Origin of the sequence: Sphingomonas flavida, assembly GCF_036663655.1 — a bacterium.
In the GTDB taxonomy this organism is placed as follows: Bacteria; Pseudomonadota; Alphaproteobacteria; order Sphingomonadales; family Sphingomonadaceae; genus Sphingomonas.
On sequence record NZ_JAXOJH010000002.1, the window covers coordinates 262,512 to 281,895 of the forward strand.

Sequence of the window (19,384 nt, forward strand, 5' to 3'; positions counted from 1 at the left end):
TCCCCGGCCTTTCCCATTACCGGCCCGCCGCCAGGAACCGGTCGGCGGTGCGCAGGCTCATCGCCATGATCGTCAGCGCGGGGTTTGCGGCCAGCGCGCTCGGGAACACCGAATTGTCGCAGATCAGCAGGTTGGGGATGTCGAAGCTGCGGCCATCGGCATCCACCACGGCCTCGTCGCCATTGTCGCCCATGCGGCATGTGCCGATGGTGTGCGCCGAGCGGTCGACCGCGAAGATGTCGCTGGCGCCCGCCGCTTCCCAGATCGCGGTCATCGTGTCGCGCGAATGGCGGTCGATGGCGCGTTCGTTGGCGTGATAGCTGAAATCGATCCGCGCCTTGCGCTGGCCGAAGGCGTCGGTTTCGTCCGACAGGGTCAGGCGGTTGTCGGGATGCGGCAGGCAGTCGCCGTTGATCCCGATCCCCGCCATGCGGTTATAGCCGTGGAGCAGGTTCTGAAGCCGCTGGCCCCACATGCCCGCACCGCGCGCCAGCCCGGTCGCCAGATTGACCGGCAGGACGCCCAGGCTCTGGATCAGATAGCCGCCGACGAAATCGGCATCCTCGGGCCGCATCAGATCCTCGGTGATCAGCGACGAGGGGTAGCCCCGGTTCATCCGCATCTCGGCCTCGAACCGGCCCCAGACCTGGGTGGCGACATGCGCCATGAAGTTGCGGCCGACCTGCCCGCTGGAATTGGCGAGCCCCAGGTTCAGCAGCAGGCGCGGGCTTTCCACGCCGCCCGCGCACAGGAACACCGCCTTGCACCGCTGGCGGTGTTCCTGGCCGTGCTGGCGATAGACGACGGCGGTGATCCGCCCTTGCTGGTCCTGTTCGAACGACACGACGCGCGCCTCTGGTCGAATCTCGGCACCGTGCGCGATGGCCATGGGCAGATAGCTGGTATCCATGCTGGTCTTGGCGGCGTTGCGGCAACCCTGGTGACAGGTGCCGCAACTCACGCACGCCTGGCGCTGGCCCCAATGCGGCTGGTCCCGATCACGCGAAACCAGCGCGGCAGGCGCGTCGGTGGCGGTGATGCCCAGCGCCGCGCACCCGCGCGCCATCGCATCGGCCGAGGCATTGCGCGCGACCGGTGGATAGGCATAGCGGCGGCTGTCGTCCCATGGATAGCGGGCGGGGCCGGACACGCCGGTAAACCCTTCGACCTCCTTGATATAGGCGATCAGCTCGGCATGGGGGATCGGCCAGTCCGCACCCTGGCCGGTCAGCGTCCGCAATTGCAGGTCGCGCGGATCGGGGCGGGGACAAAAGGCGCCCCAGTGCAGCGTCGAGCCGCCGACCCCCATGCCCGAATTGTTCGAGCCAAAGGCGGTCGGGTCCGCGCCGCCGCTCAGCCGCTCCTCCATCCAGTAGATGTCGGCCGCCATCTCGTCGGCGACATGCTCGTCGGGGCGAAAGGCGCGCCCGGCCTCCAGCGCCACGACGGACAGGCCCGCCTCGGCTAGACGCGCCAGCAGGGGCGCACCGCCCGCACCGGTGCCGATGACCACGGCATCGACGACGTCCTGCTCGGCATAAGGGGGGCGGGTCATGCGGTCGTCTCCGGGGCGTGCTGCCATTGTTCGATGTCGTCGGCGGCGGTGCGGGTGTAACCCTGTTTGCGCGGGCCATCGCCGCCGACCGCGAAACCGTCATAGCCGATCGCGGCCATGGCGGCCGGGGTGGCCATCCACTGGCGAACGATCTCGGCGCGGACATCCTGGAACCACAGCATCATCTGGTGGGCCGAAAGCCGCGTGTCGTCCTCACTTCCCGCATCCCCGGCGGCGATGCGTTCCAGCAGTGCGGCCTGCGCGGCGTGATCGAGGGTCGTGAAACCGCCGCCCAGCGAATCCAGCGTCGCCAGCCCGCGCGTCCATGCCTCGCGGTCGGGGGGCAGGTCGGCAAAGCGCCAACCGTCGCCCGCGCCGTTCAGGCCCGCGCCGATCCGGCGGGCCAGGTCACGGGCATCGCGACAACCGGGCAGGACATGCGCCACGAGCGCGACGACGGTGGTCAACTCGGTATCGGTCCACCCTGCGTCACGATCGGCGACCGGGCGCGTGCGTGCCAGCATCGCGGTGCGTGTCCGCTGGCTGACCCGGTCGGAACCCAGCAAGCGGACGAAACCCGGCGGCAACAGAGTCGGCGACAGCGCCGCGACATGCCCGCCGATCAGCTCGGCCAAAGCTTGGGGCTGTTCATAGGGGATCAGATGCGCCGCACCCTCGACCACGCGCACCTCGCCCGCCGCATAATGGGGCAGGTTCAGCCGCCGCTGCGCATCCTCGCCCAGATCGCCGTCCTCGCCGCCTGCCACGATCAGGGCGGGCATCGCGATGGTCCCGGCCTGCCTGCTCCAATCCTCGCGGCTGCCCCGTTCCAGCCAGCCGAGCCAAGCCTGGCGGCTGGACCGCTGGACATCGGCGATCGCATGTTCGCGAAGCGGCTCGGGCAGTGGCGCGGCGGTGTTGGCGTCGACAAAGGTTTCGGCGTCCGTGCGTTCGACCGGACCATCCGCGACCCAGCCGATCATCTGAGCGCGCCGGTCATCCTCGATCGGCTCGGGCGAGGGCGGGGAGGCGGCGACCAGCACCACGCCGACGACACCCGCCAGTCCGGCTTCGCCCGCCTCGGCCCGTGCGGCGACCAAGGTGGCGATCTTGCCGCCCATGCTGTGCCCGACCAGGACGCACGCCGTCAGCCGGTGTTCGCGGATCGTGTCGGCCAAGCCGTCGGCCATCGCCATCACATCCCGGTAACCCTGATCGGCACTGTCGCCGAAGCCGGGCAGGTCGATCGCGATGGCGGGCAGGTCGGGCAGGTGACGGCGCACCAGATCCCATTCCCGGCCACTGGCGCCAAGAGCGTGAAGAAAAACCAGGGTTGGTTGGGTCATGCGGCCTCGTCCGGGGGAAAATCCCATGCTGGACGCCCGCCGGAGCGGGAGCGTTCCCGTCCGTGACCGCTGTATTGAAATTAATTTGCATCATGATCGGCTGAGCAGGGTCCGATACCGCTATCGCCGAATTTATGGAACATCACGCATCATCATGCGCTTCGCCACCCGATCCCTTCATGAACCTCATAGGAACGGAGTGACGTCATGGCCGATACTGATCAGGCACAGCCGCAATACAATATCGAATATCGCGAGATTCAGGCGTTCGGGACGTTGAAGGACCTGCCGCTCGGCCTGTCCGACAATGCCCGCAAGCAGAGCGTGTCGATCCTGAACCAGGTTCTGGCCGACACCATGATGCTGCGCGACCTGTACAAGAAGCATCACTGGCAGATGTCGGGCGCGACCTTCTACCAGCTGCATCTGCTGCTCGACACGCACTACGAAAAGCAGGCCGAACTGGTCGACATGGTGGCCGAGCGTATCCAGTCGCTGGGCGGCATCAGCATCGCCACGCCGCACGACGTGGCGGAAATGACCAAGATTCCACGCCCGCCGCGCGGCCGCGAAGACGTGCCGACGATGCTGGCGCGCCTGCTCGAGGCGCACAAGATCGTCCTCGAGGAAGCACATGAGGGTGCCAAGACCGCCGACGAGTCGGGCGACGACGGCACCAACGACCTGCTGGTCAGCGACATCATCCGCACCGGCGAGCCGCAGGTATGGTTCATCGGCGAGCATCTGGCCGCCACGGCGCTCCAGCGCGCGGACTGACAAGCGGAAATTTTCGGGCAAGAGGTGAGGCGGCGATGGCGGAACGTGATCTGGCGGACGGCATCGCCTCCACCGAGCTCGAGGAAGGGCGCATCGTCGCCGGGATGCTGGACGGGCAGGATGTGGTCCTGGTCCGCCATCAGGGCCGCGTCTGCGCGCTGTCGGGCATCTGCACCCATTTGAAGGCGCCGCTGGCCGATGGCATCGTGGCGGATGGCACCATCCGCTGTCCGTTCCACCATGCCCGGTTCGACCTTGCGACAGGCGAGGCGGTCGACGCCCCCGCCTTTGCCCCGCTCGACCGTTTCGACGTGGTCGAGGAGGATGGCAAGGTGCGGGTTGCGGCCGCCGCGACGGGCGAACCTTCCGCCTCCGGGGCTACTCCGCCAGTCGGTCGGGTGGTGATCATCGGTGCGGGTGCGGCCGGTCATGCCTGTGCCGAGATGCTGGCCCGTCACGGTGCGGGGGCGTCGGTCACCATCCTCGATGAAGAGGCCGATGCGCCCTACGACCGCACCTTCTGTTCGAAACAATATCTGGCGGGCAAGGCGGAGCGCGACGACCTGACGCTGCCGGGCCTGGACGGCGTCGATCTGCGCACCGGCGTCTCGGTGTCGAAGATCGATCGCGATGCCAAGTCGGTCTTGCTCGGCACGGGCGAGCGGGTGCCTTACGGCACGCTGGTCCTGGCGACCGGTGCGGAGGCGATGCGGCCCGATTTCTACGGCGCGGACCGACAAGACGTGCATGTCGTGCGCAGCCTGGCGGACGCCGACCGTGTGATCGCTGCGCTGGACCAGGCAGGGTCCGCCGTGGTGATCGGATCGAGCTATATCGGGCTGGAGGTCGCGGCGTCGCTCATCGGGCGGGGTTTGACGGTTTCGGTTGTGTCGGATGCCGATCTTCCGTTGGAAAAGACCGCCGGACCCGAAGTCGGCGGCATGATCCAGGCGCTGCACGAGTCGAAGGGCGTGACCTTCCATCTCGGTCGGCGCGTCGCCCGGTGGGACGGGCATGGTGCGATGCTGGATGACGGCAGCCAGGTGGCGGGTGACATTCTCGTCGCCGGGTTGGGGGCAAAGCCGCGAACCATGCTGGCGGAGGCGGCCGGGCTGATCCTGGCGGACAAGACGGCGGGCGGCGGCGTTCAGGTCGATGCGATGCTGCGCACCTCCGATCCTGCCATCCACGCCATCGGCGATATCGCTAATGCGCCCGATCGCCGGCTGGGTCATCCGATCCGCGTCGAGCATTGGGTCGTCGCGCAGCGTATGGGCCAGTGGCTGGCGCGGCATCTGTTGGGCCAGACGGACGATGCCTATGATGCGGTGCCGTTCTTCTGGTCGGGACATTATGACCTCAGCCTGCGCTATGTCGGCCATGTCGAAAGCCCCGAGGACCGCCATATCGACGGCAAGATCGCCGATCGCGACTTTGCGGTGACCTTTGCCGAGGACGGCCGTGATCAGGCGGTGCTGACCGCCGGGCGCGATGTCTTCGCACTGGAGCAGGAGCATCGTTGGGAACGCGATTGACCTGTCCGGCCGACGCTAGTCCGCCAGGGGTGCTTCACCGCGCCGCTGGCAGACATGGTTCAGGAAGTTGACGATCTCCCGCCGCCGCAGGCGTTTCTCCGCGAATTCACCATCCACCCCGAGCGACCAGCGCAGTGACCGGCTGTCGGGATAGTCATGCAGCGCGTCGATCTCGGCGGCGCGAGCTTCGACATCGCCTTCATGCCGGGCCAGCCCCGCCTCGACCAGTTCGGTGGCCTGCGCGGCAACCGCGATGGCGATCTCGCGCAGGGCCAATTCGGGATGATATTGCACCCCCCAGAAGACGCCGCGATCGTGGCGGATCTCGGCGGCCTGGACGCGGGTGATGGCGTTGCTGGCGAGCAGGGTGGCACCCGGCGGCAGCTCGCAGACCTCGTCGCTATGGATGGCGGGCGCGTCCCAACTGGGCGGGCGACCGGCGAGCAGCGGATGGTCGCGCCCGTCGGCCGTGGCGCTGATCCGACGCGCGATCGCCGCCTCCATCCGCTGCGGCATCTTTCGCACCCGCCCGCCCGCTGCCGTCACCGCGATCTGCAGCCCCGCGCACGAGCCGAAGGACGGCACGCCCGCCGCAAAGACGCAGCGCATGAAGGCGATCTGGCGACGGACCGGGGCGGTGTCCTCATAGACGTGCATGGGCGAGCCGGTCAGGAAGACCGCATCGAAGCTGCCGAGCCGCTCGACCGACATCGGCTCGGCATCCTCGTCCGCCGGAGACACGATGGTCGTCGCGATGCCGGGCTCCAGCTGGCGAAGCGTCGCGGCATAGGTTTCGCCCGAACTCTTGCCTGCGCGGGCGCGGCGGGCTTTGCGTTCGTCGGGGCGTTCGCTCTGGGCGATGAGGTAATGGGGCACGGGCACCTTTCGATCGGGAACGCCCCCAACGCATGCCGGACACGATCGGCCGAAAGACGGCGACGATTTGCTCCACGGCCAAGGCTCCATCGCGCCCGTGGTGCGTTCCCCCGAGCGACATGACCGAAAACCACAAACAGGGTCCCGCACCGGACGTCCGCCCCGATCCCGACGACGGCGTTCGGCCGGATCAGGCTGCGTCCGCGCCGCCGGTCGACCCCGAACGGGTCGAGGACGAAGCCGCCAAATTCGGCGATTTCGCCTGAGATTTTTCAGAGATTTTTAACGGGAGAGAATGTGATGGACGACGATCGCCTTTGGAACTTCGAAGAGAGCCTGTGGACCGAGGGGCCCGACAATTACCGTGAAAAGGTCGACGCCGAAGTCGTCATGGTGCTGCCGCAGCCGCCCTTCGTGCTGACCGGCCAGGACGCGATCGCGGCGGTTGCCGACACGCCCGTCTGGGACAGCGCCGAGCTGACCGAGCGGACGGCATCGCGGCCGCAGGAAGGGTTGATCGTGATCGGCTATCACGTCGCCGCGCAGCGGGGCGACGAGCGTTACGAGGCGCATTGTACCTCGACAATCCGTCGCCTGGAGCATGAGGTCTGGCGCGTCGTCCAGCATCAGCAGACCCCGGCGCTGACCAAGGCCATGACCCACGATTGAGGCCATGCGGGTCCGGTGCGCCTGTGATCGGCGCACCGGACCACCGGTCAATGCGGGGTCAGGCCCATCTCGACCCCGGTCTTGTCGTGCAGCGCGAAACGGTCGATCAGGTCGGCGCTGGCCCGATTGTAACCGACGACTTCGACCGTCCGCCCGTCACGCCGCAGCCGCGCGACGATCCGGTCCAGCGCGCCGACCCCCGAAATGTCCCAGAAATGCGCCGCGCCGACGTCGATGACGACATGGCGCGCGGGCTCGTCCGACCGAAAGGCGCGGGTGAAACGCTCGACCGAGGCGAAGAAGATCTGGCCGGTCACCCTGTAGGTCGCCCGCTCGGCCGTGGCGTCGCGCTCGACCGCGAACATGCGCTGGACCTTGCCCGCAAAGAAGATGCCCGACAGCAGTACGCCCGCCAGTACGCCCAGCGACAGGTCGCGGGTGGCGACGACGACCGCGACCGTGGTCAGCATGACCACCGACGAGGTGGGGGGATGACGGCGCAGGTTGCGTATCGAGCTCCAGCTGAAGGTGCCGATCGACACCATGATCATGACGGCAACGAGCGCGGGCATCGGCACCCGTCCGACCCATGGTCCTAGCACCGCCAGCAGAAACAGCAGAAAGGCACCCGCGACAAAGGTCGACAGTCGACCGCGCCCGCCGGACGTGACGTTGATCACCGACTGGCCGATCATCGCACAGCCGCCCATGCCGCCGAACAGCGCGGCAACGATGTTCGCCCCCCCTTGCCCGGCACATTCGCGTCGCTTGTCGCTGTCGGTGTCGGTCATGTCGTCGACGATCTGCGCGGTCAGCAGCGACTCGAGCAACCCGACCGCCGCCATCGCCAGCGAATAGGGCAGGATGATGCGCAGCGTGTCGAGGGTCAGCGGCACCTGCGGCAGCGCCAGGCTGGGCAGCCCTTGCGGCAGTGCGCCCATGTCGCCGACCGTGTTGACCGGCACGCCCAGCCCGATGCTGATCGCGCTCAACACCAGGATCGCGATCAGCGGCGAGGGCACGGCGCGGGTGATTCGCGGCAGGCCATAGATGACGGCCAGGCCGCCCGCGACCATGGCATAGGTCTGCCACCCGACATGGGTCAGCTGGGGCAGCTGCGCCATGAAGATCAGGATGGCGAGTGCGTTGACGAAGCCGGTGATCACCGATCGCGAGACGAACTGCATTACGAGGTCGAGGCGCAGCAGCCCGGCGAGGATTTGGAACAGGCCCATCAGGATGGTGGCGGCGAACAGATATTCCACGCCGTGCTGGCGCACCAGCGGGCCGACCAAGACGGCGACGGCGGCGGTCGCGGCGGAGACCATGCCCGGTCGCCCACCGATCAGCGCGATGACGATCGCGATCGCGACCGAGGCATAAAGGCCGACGCGCGGGTCGACGCCCGCGATGATGGAAAAGCCGATGGCTTCGGGAATCAGCGCGAGCGCGACGACGATGCCCGCCATGATGTCGCGCCTGGCGGCGGCGGCATCGGTAAACCATTGGCGACGATAGGTCGAAAGATCGAATGTCATTGGAAATCCACAACAGGGAACAGCACGCCGTTGGGCGTTTGAAGCGTTCGTGCATGTTGTTGTCCGGCGGATCGGCGGCCGGAATAGCCACCCGGAATTTCACCGGGTCCTTGCGAATGGGCCGGTCCATAGGCGAGGGGAGGGGGCTGGCGCAAGTCATGTGGCGGGTGATGCTGCGCCGCTGCTCCTGTTCTTTAGAGGCCATGCCCAAGGAGAGCGACCATGGCCGATCCGATCAAGCCGACCACCGAAACCCGCGCCCCATTTTGTCGACGGAGTATCAGCGCGACGGCGATGCCCGCCGCCCCAGCCACACGTTGGACAAGGGCCAAGACAGCACCAAGGGACAGGATGCGCCGAAACGCAAATCCTCGCTAACCTGATGATGTATGGGGGCGTCAGGGACGCCCCGCCCAATCCGTAGTGACACTAGCTTGAGCGGGGCGTCGAGGACGCGCGGAAGCTCGACCTCGCGGCCCCATTAACGCGGTTTGCCGCAAAAGGCTTCGCCAAACTTGTCGCGACGCACAAAATCTTCTGTCGGCGGCACCCAAGCATGTCCGCCGGTTTCACAAAACTGACGCAGTATTGTCACCAAAGTTTCTTCCAAACTGCATCTTGGCGTCATGAGACGCGCCTAACGCCCGAGCTGGGATCGACGGGGGGACTTGTCTTTGAGTCGGTCATCGGGCGGCGTTCGCCCGGCTTAGCAACGATAAGATCGGGAGTTTTTCGGCGATGGGCAGCTTCAAGCGCTTCGGCCTCGTACTCATGACCAGTTCGGCCTGCGCGGCCCTTGCCGCGTGCGGCGGTGCCGACAGCGTGGCCTCGCCCGGCGCGGGCAGCGTCGTGATCGTCCAGCCGCAGCCGACGGCCAGCGCGTCGCCGACGACCCCGCCGACCGCCAACATCACCGCCGCGAAGTTCGCCGCCGTCACCGCCGTCAACAATGTGTCGGTTACCGCCGATGAACAGCTGGCAATCGTCAATGCGGGCTCGAATAATAACGTCAACGGCACTGGCGGCGTGTTGAACGGCTTCTATCCGACCACTGCGACGTCGCTGACGACGGCAACCGACCCGTCGATCATCAACGGCTTCTTCACCTCGACCAACTATGTCGGCGCGCTGAATGGTCCGAACGACACGGCCTTCCAGGGCTGGACCTGTAACGCGCCGGGCCTGGACTTCGGTGGCGGCGGCAGTTCCTGTTCTTCGAATTCGGCGCTCGCGGCCTATATCGGCACGACAGCCGAAGCCTCTGCGGCATCGTGCCCGGCGGGCACGCTCGACGACGGCCTGGTGCAGAATCGTAAGGCCTGCCGCCTGCCGCAGAACATCACGTCGAATCTGACCCTGCCCAAGGTCGCAGGCGTCTTCTACCGCCTGCGTGGCCAGACCGAGGTGGGCACCGATCTGGGTTCGTCCGGCGGGTCGGGTGTTACGCTGACGATCGAGCCAGGCGTGGTCGTTCTCAACGATTCGAGCGAAGCCACCAACGATCTGCTGCTGGTCAACCGGGGCTCGAAGATCCAGGCGGTCGGCACGCGCACGCTTCCCATCATCTTTTCGGGCCAGTTCAATCTGGGCGGGAACGCCAATTTTGGCGATAACACGCAAGGCCTGTGGGGCGGCATCATCCTGCTCGGCCGCGCACCGACCGCCGTGTGCGCCACCGGCACCGGCCCGAACAACGCCGCCGGTTCGTCGACCAGCTGTCAGCTGGCGATCGAAGGCGTGACCGGGCGCTTCTATGGCGGCGCGAACCAGGCCGACTCGTCGGGCCAGATGTCCTATGTCCAGATCCGCTATTCGGGCATCGCCATCTCGGAAGGTAACGAATTGCAGGGCTTGACCCTGGGCGGTACGGGTTCGGGCACCGTGCTGGATCATATCCAGAGCCACAATTCGGCCGATGACGGCATCGAGATCTTTGGCGGAACGTCCAACCTGAAATATATCGCGATCACCGGCGCCGACGATGACGGCTTCGATATCGACAATGGCTATCGCGGCTTCATGCAATTCATGATCGCGGCGCAGCGTCCATCGGGTGCGACCGCCGACAGCTTCTCGACAGAGATCGATTCGAACAATGCCGAGGAACTGCTGCCGCGCACGTTCGGTCGCTATGCCAACTTCACGTTCGTCCAGACGGCGGCGGCCCCGGCTGCGATCCGCCTGCGCGGCGGTGCGGACATGACCTTTATCAACGGCATCGTGAAGTCGACCCAGTCCGGTGTGGCCTGTGTTAACATTATGGCAGGAGCCGGTTCGGGTGAGGATCGCACCACGATCCGTGCGGCGGGTCGTGGCCCGACGGACAACAACGGACCGCAGGAAGCGGGCCCGCCGGTCTTCACCTCGGTCTATTTCAGCTGCGACGGCCGCTAAGGCCCGGCTCGACCCTGCGCCCGGCCGTGACCGGGCGCTGACGGCAGGCCGGGGTGGCGTTCGATGCCACCCCGGCTTTTCCCCATAGAATCTGATACGGGATGACCCGGCCATGCAGCGACGCCTCGCTTATGCCTCCCTCCTTCTGCTGACCTCGCAACTCGTCGCGCCCGCGCTGCTCGCGCAGACGGCGGGCGGGGCGACGCCTGCCCCCGCGCAGACGAGCACCACCGCGACCAGCCCGGACGGGCAGGCCACTCCCCAGAGCCAGACCCCGACCGGGCAGGATGGCCAGTCGGCGGAAGAGCCGGTCGAAATCTCGGCCCCCGGCGTCGATGCCTCGTCCAGCAACGAGATCGTGGTCGTCGGCCGCAACATCCCCAACACGATCCGCGCCACGCCGCAGATCGTCTCGGTCCTGTCCGCCGCCGACATCGCGCGCACGGGCGAGGGCGACATTGCGGGCGCGCTGACTCGCGTCACCGGCCTGTCGGTCGTGGGTGGCGGCTTCGTCTATGTCCGTGGCCTGGGTGACCGTTATTCCTCGTCGCTGCTCAACGGCTCGCCGCTGCCCAGCCCCGAGCCGCTGCGCCGTTCGGTGCCGCTCGACATCTTCCCGACCACCATCGTCGGCTCGGCGCTGGTCCAGAAGACCTATTCGGTCAATTATCCTGGCGAGTTCGGCGGCGGCGTCATCAACCTGACGACCAAGGCGATCCCGGCCAAGAACTTCATCTCGGGCGGCTTCACGGTCGCGGCCGACGATGCGACGACCAGCGAGCTGGGTTACACCTATCGCGGCGGCGACGCCGACTGGCTGGGCTTCGACGACGGCACGCGCGGCGTGCCGCAGTTCGTGCGCGACGTGCAGGCGGGGCGCGGTTCGGGTATCGTGCCCGCGTCGCAGCTGCTCGGCCTGTCCAACGCCTCGACCACACTGCTCCAGCGTAACAACCAGCTGCCCGCCAACCTGTCGGGCGAGCTGTCGGCCGGTTCGGTGTTCGACATCGGCAGCGACCGGCTGGGCGTGATCTCGTCGCTCTCGCTCTCCAACACCTTCCGCACCCGCTCGGCGATCCAGCAGGACTCGGTGTCGGCGGACGGCACGCTGCGCAACGATTATCGCACGCTGCTGACCGACAACCGCATCGTCGCCAACGCGCTGGTCGGCCTGGGTTACGAGTTCGGCGACAACACGGTGCGCTGGACCAACGTCTATATCCACGACACGCTAAAGCAGGGTCGCGGTTCGGCGGCCGAAGTCTATAACAACGCCAGCGGCCTGCGCTTCCAGCAGAACACCAACTGGTTCGAGCGCCAACTGATCGAAAGCCAGCTGGTCGGCGAGTTCAAGCTGACCGACGCGCTGAAGTTCGACGCGCGCGGCGCCTTCGCCAATTCGAAGCGCAACGCGCCGTACGAACGCCAGTTCGACTATCTGTGCTCGGCACGCACGACCAACGGCCTGCCGATCAGCTATGACGGCGCGAACGGTGCGGGCGGGTTCCAGTGCAACGGCGCATATCAGGTGACGCAGCGCTTCACCCCGTTCGCCTCGATCATCTTCTCGGAATTGAACGAGAATCTGTGGACCGGTCAGGCCGACCTTTCCTACAAGATCGACAGCGATCGTCCGATTACGCTGAGCACCGGCTATTTCTACCAGGGCACGGACCGCTATTCGAGCCGTGTCCAGTTCAACTACCAGACCAGCGACGGTGCGGGCACCGCGCCGGGCTTCCCGTACAATCTCTATCGTCCCGACTATCTGCTGAGCCCGGACGTCGTGAACAATGCCTGTCCGCTGCGTGGGCAGGGGGCGTGTACGCTCCAGCTGCAATTCTCGACGCAGGCGGGTGCCTATGCCTACGACGCCAAGCTGAACGTCCATGCCGGTTACGTGCAGGCGGAATCGGAAGTGGCCGACGGTCTGCGCGCGGTGGCGGGTCTCCGCTACGAAACGGCGATCGAGACGGTGACGCCGGTGCAGAGCGCGACGACGCGGTTGAAGAACAACTATTTCCTGCCAGCGGGCACGCTGACCTGGAACTTCGCCGCCGACATGCAGCTTCGCGCGAGTGGCGCGAAGACCATCTCGCGCCCGCAGTTCCGCGAACTCGCGCCGCAGCAGTTCCGCGATCCGGACTCGGACCGCCTGTTCTTCGGTAACCCAAACCTGCGCGACAGCGAGTTGTGGAACCTCGAAGCACGCTACGAATGGTTCTACGCGCGCGACCAGCGCTTCACGCTGGCGGGCTTCTACAAGCGGATCAAGAACCCGATCGAGCAGGTCGGCTTCTACACCGGCGCGGACGACCGGTTGCAGACGGGCTTCACCTATCTGCCCTCGGCCACGCTCTACGGCGCGGAAGTCGAGTTGCAGAAATATGTGCCGCTGGCGGGCCTGGGCGGCGATTTCTTCGCCACCCGCCGCCTCGTCGCGATCGCGAACTACACCTACACCAAGTCGCAGATCAAAGCCGACGCGTCCTGCGTGCCCAACCCGGCGGCGGCGCAAGGGTCGCCGGGCCTGGCGGGCTGCGCCTCGGGCTTCGGCCCGGCGCGGCTGCTGTTCCGCGACGGCGCATCGCTGACCGGCCAGTCGGACCATCTGGTCAACCTGCAGCTGGGCGTCGAGGACACCGCCGCGCTGTCGCAGGTGACGGTGCTGTTCAACTATGCCAGCAACCGCGTGACCAATCGCGGCCCGTCCAACCTGTCGGGCAACGGGTTTCAGCCCGATATCGTCGAAGTACCGGGCATCCGCCTGGACGTCGTCGCACGCCAGGGCTTCGAGCTGATGGGCGGCAAGTTCGAACTGAAGGCCGAAGCCCGCAACCTGACCCGCACGCGCTATAACGAGCGGCAGGACTTCGGGAATGGCCGGTTCGTGTATCTCAACCGGTACAATCTGGGCCGCATCTTCTCGCTGGGGATCAGCACGACCTTCTGACCCTTTTGGGGATTGGTGCGAGACGGCCGTCTTCCGGAGCGATCCGGGCGGCGGCCTTTTCGTTTTGCGGGGAGGGGGCCGGGCGTAGGCTTCGACTTCGCTCAGCCTGAACGGAGGTTGGGGGTGGGGCTCAATCCAATACGCCGTTCGGCCCGAGCCGAGTCGAAGGCCATGGGATGGGCTCCGCCAAGCCGCACAGGTACGGCGTGGACTTCGACGCCGCTCAGTGCGACCGGAGAGGCCCTCACCCCTGCCAGGGCAACTCGCGATACCATTTCGTGATGACGTACTTTGCCCCCGCGCGCACCTTCATCGCCTGATGCAGGGTGGCAGGGTTGGGCGAGCCGTCGGCGCGGCGATTGCTCCAGGCGACCATCTTGCCGGGTTCGGGCTGGATCACCTTGTCCACCACCTTGAAGCGCGTGGCGCCACCGGCACCCGGCGTGTTGAGGTACAGCATCACGGTCCAGGTCCGGTTGCCCGACACGCCGCAGTAACGATGATAGTCCAGGCCCTGGGGCTCGAAATAATCGGTATGCTGCTTGAATTCCTGGCCGACGGCATAGCGCTGGCCCTGGATCGGTTCGCCATATTCGCCCGACAGGCCGGTCAGCATCGCGATCAGCCGCTCGGTTTCCATCACCGCCGGATCGTCGGTGGGCAGGTCGCCCGTCTCGCTGGTGCGATAGGCGGCATCGCCATTGGCGTCGGCGATGGTCGAGGGACGGCGGACCGCATCGATTCGGGTCATCAGCGCGGCGCACAGGTCTGGCGGCAGGACGTCGCGCTTCACGAACAGCGTCAGCCGGGGATCGGGCAGTCGCTGCACGCCCGGCGTCGCGGCCAGCCGCTGGATGATCGTTGTCGGGTCGAGGCCGTTGTCCAGCATCGGCATGGGGTCGGAAGAGGTGTTCATCGGTCCATCCCTGCAAAACCCCTGTGACGATCATGTTTCGAGGTGACGAACATGTTTCGAGGCTTTGACGCAGGACTGTAACATGCCATGCCTAGGGCCTGAAAATGCGGACGGGGTGTATTTCATGCGGTTGAGGCTCGACGCGCGCGGACGTCGCTGGTTGCGACGCCTGCCGGTCGTGAATGTCTATTCGGTGGCCGAGCTGGCGCTGATGGCGGTTCTCGCCGTTCAGGGCGCGCGGCTGCTATGGGTGATCGCCACCCCCGTCTCGCCGCTGGGCGAATGGCGCCCGCTCGCCCCGGCCATCGCGGGGTCGCCCGCCGCCATCCTGGAGGGCTTCGACCCATTCTTCCGGTTGCAGGGGCAACAAGGCGCCCCCGCTGCCGTCACTACCCTGCAATTGACGCTGTTCGGCACGCGCATCGACGAGGCGTCGGGGCGTGGTTCGGCGATCCTGGCGGGGCCGGACGGCGTGCAGCGATCGGTTTCGGTCGGTGACGAGATTCAGCCCGGCGTGACGCTCAAGTCGGTCGCGTTCGATCATGTCACGATCGATCGGGGCGGTGCGACCGAGGATCTGTACATCGATCAGTCGGACGCCCCACCCGCCGCCGCCACTGGCGCAGGCGCGCCCCCCGCACCGCCAGCCGGGACCGTTCCGGCGCAGGGCGGCGTGGCGATCGCGCAGGTGCGCAGCGATATCGGCTTCATCCCCCGGCTCGACGGCGGCCGTATCTCGGGCCTTGTCGTCCGGTCGCAGGGTTCGGGCGCGGCGTTCCGTGCGGCGGGCCTGCGCGAGGGCGATATCGTCACCGCGCTTGGCGGACGTCCCGTCACGGGGCCGGGCGACCTTGACCGTCTGGCGGCGGATTTCGCACAGGGCGGTTCTCTTTCCATCACGGTCGAGCGGGGCGATCAGACGCTGCCGCTCTCCCTTCAGATTGCGGCACCACGGCCATGAAGAAGCTCGTCCCCGGTTCGGTCCTCGCGCCAGTCCTGGCCATCGCGCTCGCCGCGGGTGCGCATGCCCAGACCACGCTGAACGTCCGCGACGCCGATATCCGCGCCTTCATCGCCGATGCCGCGAAGGTGACGGGGCGGACCTTCATCATCGACAGCCGGGTGAACGGCAAGGTGACGGTGGTGACCGACCGGCCGCTGTCCCGGTCCGAATATTTCGAGATTTTCCTGTCGACACTACGCTCCAACGGCCTCGTCGCGGTGCCGACTTCGGGCGGGGCGTTCCGCGTCCAGCCGATCGACAACGCCGCGTCGCAGCCCAGCCGGATCGGCTCGGCGGGTGCGAACCGCAATTCTTACGTGACCGAGATCATCCGCCTGCGGGCGATCGACGCGCCGAGCGCGCTGGAGACGGTGCGCCCGCTGGTCAGCGCGCAAGGGTCGGTGACGGCGAACCGCGCGGGCAACAGCCTGGTCGTGGTCGACTTCGCCGACAATATCCGCCGTATCCGCGAAGTGGTCCGCCGGATCGACGCCGACAATGCCTCGACCCGCGTCATCGCGTTGCGCAATGCGGGCGCGCGGGAGATCGCGACCGCGCTGCAGACGCTGGCGGGCGGTGCGGGCGGCGGCGCGCAGGGCGGCGGTGCTGCGCCGGGCGGGACCGGCGTGTCGGTGGTCGCCATCGACAGCTCCAACTCGATCGCATTGCGCGGCGATCCGTCGAGCGTGTCGCGCTTCGCCCAGATCGCGATCGACCTGGACAACAAGGCCAAGAGCGGCACCGAGATCCGCGTCGTCTTCCTGGAAAATGCCGATGCCGAGCAGCTTCTGCCCGTGCTTCAGCAACTGGTCGGCCAGACGCCCGATCCGGTCCAGGAAACCACCCTGTCGCGCGGCAGCTTTACCCAGACCAATTCCCAGGCGGGATCGGCGGCGGGCACCTCGATCGCGCAGCGCATCCAGCCGGTGGCCCAGCCGCAATCGGCGAACGCACCGGGGGCGGGCGGCCAGAACGGCCAGCCGCCCGCGATCAGCACGCAAGGGGGACGGACGGCGGCGGTCGTGACCCGCTTCGTCGGCGCCAATGCCATCGTGATCGCCGGTCCCGCCGACATCCAGCGCCAGATCAGCGAAGTCGTGCGCCAGCTCGACGTGCGCCGCGAACAGGTGCTGATCGAGGCGATCGTGGCCGAGGTGTCGGACCAGACCGCGCGGCGGCTGGGCGCGCAATTCCTGCTCGGCAGCCTGTCGGGCGGGGCCTTCGCCGCCTCGACCTATGGCAACACCGCGCCCAACATCCTCCAGATCGCGGGTGCGGTGGGCGCGCAGACGCTGGGCGGCAACCGCACCGTCGTCGTCGCCCCCGACGGCACGCGCACCGAGACGAATGTCCCCAACGCCTCGTTCAACCAGCTGACCCAGTCGGCGGTGCAGTCGATCCTGGGCACCACCGGCGGCTTTGCGGGCTGGGGCGGGCAGGTCGGCGACACGGTGTTCGGCGCGATCATCAACGCGGTGAAGAGCGACACCACGTCGAACCTCCTGCAAGTGCCGCACATCATCACGCTGGACAACCAGCAGGCACACAGCCTGGTCGGCCAGGAAATTCCGGTGACGACCGGTCAGGCGCTGTCGAACAATTTCGACAACGCCTTCCGCACCGTGCAGCGCCAGAATGTCGGTATCCAGCTCGACGTAAAGCCGCAGGTGAACGCGGGCGGCTCGCTGAAACTGTACGTGCGACTGGAGGTCAGCTCGATCGCCGGGCCGGTGTCGAGCAACAATAGCGAACTGATCCTCAACAAGCGCGCGTTCGAGAATGTCTTCACCCCCGACGACGGCCAGATCACCGTCATCGGGGGCTTGCTGGACGATAACGAGCGGCGCACGATCGAGAAGATCCCGCTGCTCGGCGACATTCCGGGCCTGGGCGCGCTGTTCCGGTCCAAGGCGCGCAGCCGGTCGAAGACCAATTTGATGGTCTTCATCCGTCCGACCATCCTGCGCACGCCCGAGGACAGTCGCCGCGTCACCGAACAGCGTTATGGCTATCTCCGCCAGTTGCAGGGTTATGCCCAGCCGGGCGTCGAGCCGTCGATCGACGAACTGGTCCGCGATTATATGAACGCCGCGCCGCCGATCCCGCGCGCGCCGATGCCCGGCAATATCGAGGACCCGCGCATCGCCGTTCCCATCGCCAAGTCGGTCGAACCGATCAAGCGCCGTGACTGAACAGGAACAGCCCATCACCACGGGAGATACCGTGCCCCTGCCGCTGGGCACACCCCTCCCGCAGGCGGGAGGGGATGGGGGAGGGCCCGCCGCGCTCCCCCTGCCATCCGCCAGCGATGTGCCCGAAACGCTCGAACTGGTCGCCCCGCTGACCATCCCCTATGGTTTCGCGCGCAAGTTCGGAACCGTCGTCCACACCGCCGATCCGCTGACCATCGCCCTTCGCGAAGGCGCCGACCCGCGCGCGCTGATCGAGCTGCGCCGCCATATCGGCCGCCCCTTCGCCATCACCCGTGTCGAGGCCCCCGCCTTCGACCGCCTTCTGTCCGACGCCTATGCGATGGACGGACAGGCGACCGCGATCGCGGCGGTCGGCATGGGCGACGAGCTGGACATGCTGGCCGACGGCATCCCGACCGCCGAGGACCTGCTCGACACCGCCGACGATGCACCCGCCATCCGCCTGATCAACGGCATCATCGCCGACGCCGCGCGCAACGGCGTGTCGGACATCCATATCGAGCCGTACGAAACGGGCCTCGTCATCCGGATGCGCATCGACGGCATGCTGCGCGAGACGCTACGGATGCCGCCGCATGTCGCGCCCGTGGTGGTCAGCCGTATCAAGGTCATGGCGCGGCTCGACATCGCCGAGCGGCGCGTGCCGCAGGACGGTCGCATGGCGCTGACCCTGGGCGGCAAGCTGCTCGACGTGCGCGTCTCGACCTTGCCCAGCCGGGCGGGCGAGCGCGTGGTGCTGCGTATCCTGGACAAGGACAATGCGGGCATCGACCTCGACGCGCTGGGCATGAACCCGGCGATGTATGCTCTGCTGAGCGAGGCGTTGAGCGAGCCTAACGGCATCATTCTGGTCACCGGGCCGACCGGCTCGGGCAAGACGACCAGCCTCTATGCCGCGCTGCGCCTGCTGAACGATGGCAGCCGCAATATCCTGACCGTCGAGGACCCGGTCGAATATGCGGTCGAGGGCGTGGGGCAGACTCAGGTCAATGCGAAGGTTGGCCTGACCTTCGCGGCCGGTCTGCGCGCGATCCTTCGCCAGGACCCCGATGTGGTGATGGTCGGCGAAATCCGCGACCGCGAAACCGCCGAGATCGCGGTGCAGGCCTCGCTGACTGGCCACCTCGTCCTGTCGACCGTCCACACCAACGATGCGGTCGGCGCGATCACCCGGATGCGGGACATGAAGGTCGAGCCGTTCCTGCTCGCCTCGACGCTGCGCGCGGTGATCGCGCAGCGGCTGGTGCGGCGGCTGTGCCCGGCGTGCAAGCGCCCGGTCGAGGCGAGGGAGACCGTCGCGCCGCTGCTCGGCATCGATGCCCATGCCACCGTGTACGAGGCGGTCGGCTGTCCGCAGTGCAACGGTAGCGGCTATAAGGGCCGGACCGGCGTCTACGAGGCGGTGCGCGTCGACGACACGATCCGGCGGCTGATCAACGAAGGCGGCGACGAACAGGCGATCGCGTCGCACGCCTTTGCCCGGCAACAGCCGCTGGCGACGGTGGCCCGTGCGCTGGTGCTGGAGGGCGTGACGACGGCCGAGGAAGCCATCCGCGTATCCCGCCGCGACTCGGAAGCGGGGTGAGGGAGGTGAATGCTCTCACCACCC

The 19,384-nt window shown here is 67.2% G+C and carries 15 protein-coding genes and 1 other annotated feature; of the genes, 10 read left to right on the top strand and 5 right to left on the bottom strand.

Translation table 11 applies throughout. From position 1 onward, the window contains the following. Nucleotides 1-16: 16 nt before the first annotated feature. Complete coding sequence (locus U1703_RS03420) at nucleotides 17-1,555, bottom strand: GMC family oxidoreductase (RefSeq protein ID WP_332784577.1); 1,539 nt, start codon at nucleotides 1,553-1,555, stop codon at nucleotides 17-19. Next, on the bottom strand, nucleotides 1,552-2,901 hold the full coding sequence (locus U1703_RS03425) for an alpha/beta hydrolase (protein WP_332784578.1): 1,350 nt from the start codon (nucleotides 2,899-2,901) through the stop codon (nucleotides 1,552-1,554). The genes U1703_RS03420 and U1703_RS03425 overlap by 4 nt, the downstream gene beginning before the upstream one ends. 207 nt (nucleotides 2,902-3,108) lie before the next feature. On the opposite strand from U1703_RS03425, the gene U1703_RS03430 reads away from it, so the two are divergent. Both U1703_RS03430 and U1703_RS03435 read left to right on the top strand, forming a co-directional pair. Continuing rightward, complete coding sequence (locus U1703_RS03430) at nucleotides 3,109-3,678, top strand: Dps family protein (protein WP_320452645.1); 570 nt, start codon at nucleotides 3,109-3,111, stop codon at nucleotides 3,676-3,678. 35 nt (nucleotides 3,679-3,713) lie between these two features. Beyond that, entirely contained in the window at nucleotides 3,714-5,213 is a 1,500-nt protein-coding gene (locus tag U1703_RS03435) for an FAD-dependent oxidoreductase (protein WP_332784579.1), read from the top strand. 15 nt (nucleotides 5,214-5,228) lie between these two features. On the opposite strand, the gene U1703_RS03440 is transcribed toward U1703_RS03435, so the two are convergent. Continuing rightward, complete coding sequence (locus U1703_RS03440; protein WP_332784580.1) at nucleotides 5,229-6,089, bottom strand: type 1 glutamine amidotransferase; 861 nt, start codon at nucleotides 6,087-6,089, stop codon at nucleotides 5,229-5,231. 32 nt (nucleotides 6,090-6,121) lie between these two features. On the opposite strand from U1703_RS03440, the gene U1703_RS03445 reads away from it, so the two are divergent. Both U1703_RS03445 and U1703_RS03450 read left to right on the top strand, forming a co-directional pair. After that, entirely contained in the window at nucleotides 6,122-6,355 is a 234-nt protein-coding gene (locus U1703_RS03445; protein ID WP_332784581.1) for a hypothetical protein, read from the top strand. Nucleotides 6,356-6,389: 34 nt separating this feature from the next. Further along, entirely contained in the window at nucleotides 6,390-6,758 is a 369-nt protein-coding gene (locus tag U1703_RS03450; protein ID WP_332784582.1) for a DUF4440 domain-containing protein, read from the top strand. Nucleotides 6,759-6,805: 47 nt separating this feature from the next. Here the strand turns inward: U1703_RS03450 and U1703_RS03455 are convergent, their stop codons facing one another. Next, on the bottom strand, nucleotides 6,806-8,296 hold the full coding sequence (locus U1703_RS03455) for a SulP family inorganic anion transporter (protein ID WP_332784583.1): 1,491 nt from the start codon (nucleotides 8,294-8,296) through the stop codon (nucleotides 6,806-6,808). Here U1703_RS03455 and U1703_RS03460 point away from each other — a divergent pair. From U1703_RS03460 to U1703_RS03470, 3 genes are all read left to right on the top strand, one after another. Further along, the gene (locus U1703_RS03460) at nucleotides 8,290-8,679 is read left to right on the top strand and encodes a hypothetical protein (RefSeq protein ID WP_332784584.1); all 390 of its coding nucleotides are present in this window, start codon (nucleotides 8,290-8,292) and stop codon (nucleotides 8,677-8,679) included. The genes U1703_RS03455 and U1703_RS03460 overlap by 7 nt on opposite strands. Continuing rightward, nucleotides 8,354-8,409: a sequence feature (sul1 is cis-regulatory element that is thought to sense ions involved in sulfur or methionine metabolism; They are found in Alphaproteobacteria), on the bottom strand. It overlaps the preceding gene by 56 nt. Nucleotides 8,680-9,034: 355 nt before the next feature. Further along, nucleotides 9,035-10,690, top strand: a complete 1,656-nt coding sequence (locus tag U1703_RS03465; protein ID WP_332784585.1) for a beta-helix domain-containing protein — start codon at nucleotides 9,035-9,037, stop codon at nucleotides 10,688-10,690. A 112-nt stretch (nucleotides 10,691-10,802) separates the two neighbouring features. After that, nucleotides 10,803-13,643, top strand: coding sequence for a TonB-dependent receptor domain-containing protein (locus U1703_RS03470; RefSeq protein WP_332784586.1), 2,841 nt, complete (start codon nucleotides 10,803-10,805; stop codon nucleotides 13,641-13,643). 244 nt (nucleotides 13,644-13,887) lie between these two features. Here the strand turns inward: U1703_RS03470 and U1703_RS03475 are convergent, their stop codons facing one another. Further along, nucleotides 13,888-14,559: a prolyl hydroxylase family protein gene (locus U1703_RS03475; RefSeq protein WP_332784587.1), complete on the bottom strand. Its 672-nt coding sequence runs from the start codon at nucleotides 14,557-14,559 to the stop codon at nucleotides 13,888-13,890. Between the two features lie 124 nt (nucleotides 14,560-14,683). Here U1703_RS03475 and U1703_RS03480 point away from each other — a divergent pair, with 124 nt between their 5' ends. From U1703_RS03480 to U1703_RS03490, 3 genes are all read left to right on the top strand, one after another. Beyond that, on the top strand, nucleotides 14,684-15,520 hold the full coding sequence (locus tag U1703_RS03480; protein WP_320452635.1) for a type II secretion system protein N: 837 nt from the start codon (nucleotides 14,684-14,686) through the stop codon (nucleotides 15,518-15,520). After that, entirely contained in the window at nucleotides 15,517-17,754 is a 2,238-nt protein-coding gene (gene gspD / locus U1703_RS03485; protein ID WP_332784588.1) for a type II secretion system secretin GspD, read from the top strand. Before U1703_RS03480 ends, gspD begins: the two co-directional genes overlap by 4 nt. A gap of 118 nt (nucleotides 17,755-17,872) precedes the next feature. Further along, nucleotides 17,873-19,360, top strand: coding sequence for a GspE/PulE family protein (locus U1703_RS03490; protein WP_443025757.1), 1,488 nt, complete (start codon nucleotides 17,873-17,875; stop codon nucleotides 19,358-19,360). The last annotated feature ends 24 nt before the right edge of the window (nucleotides 19,361-19,384 follow it).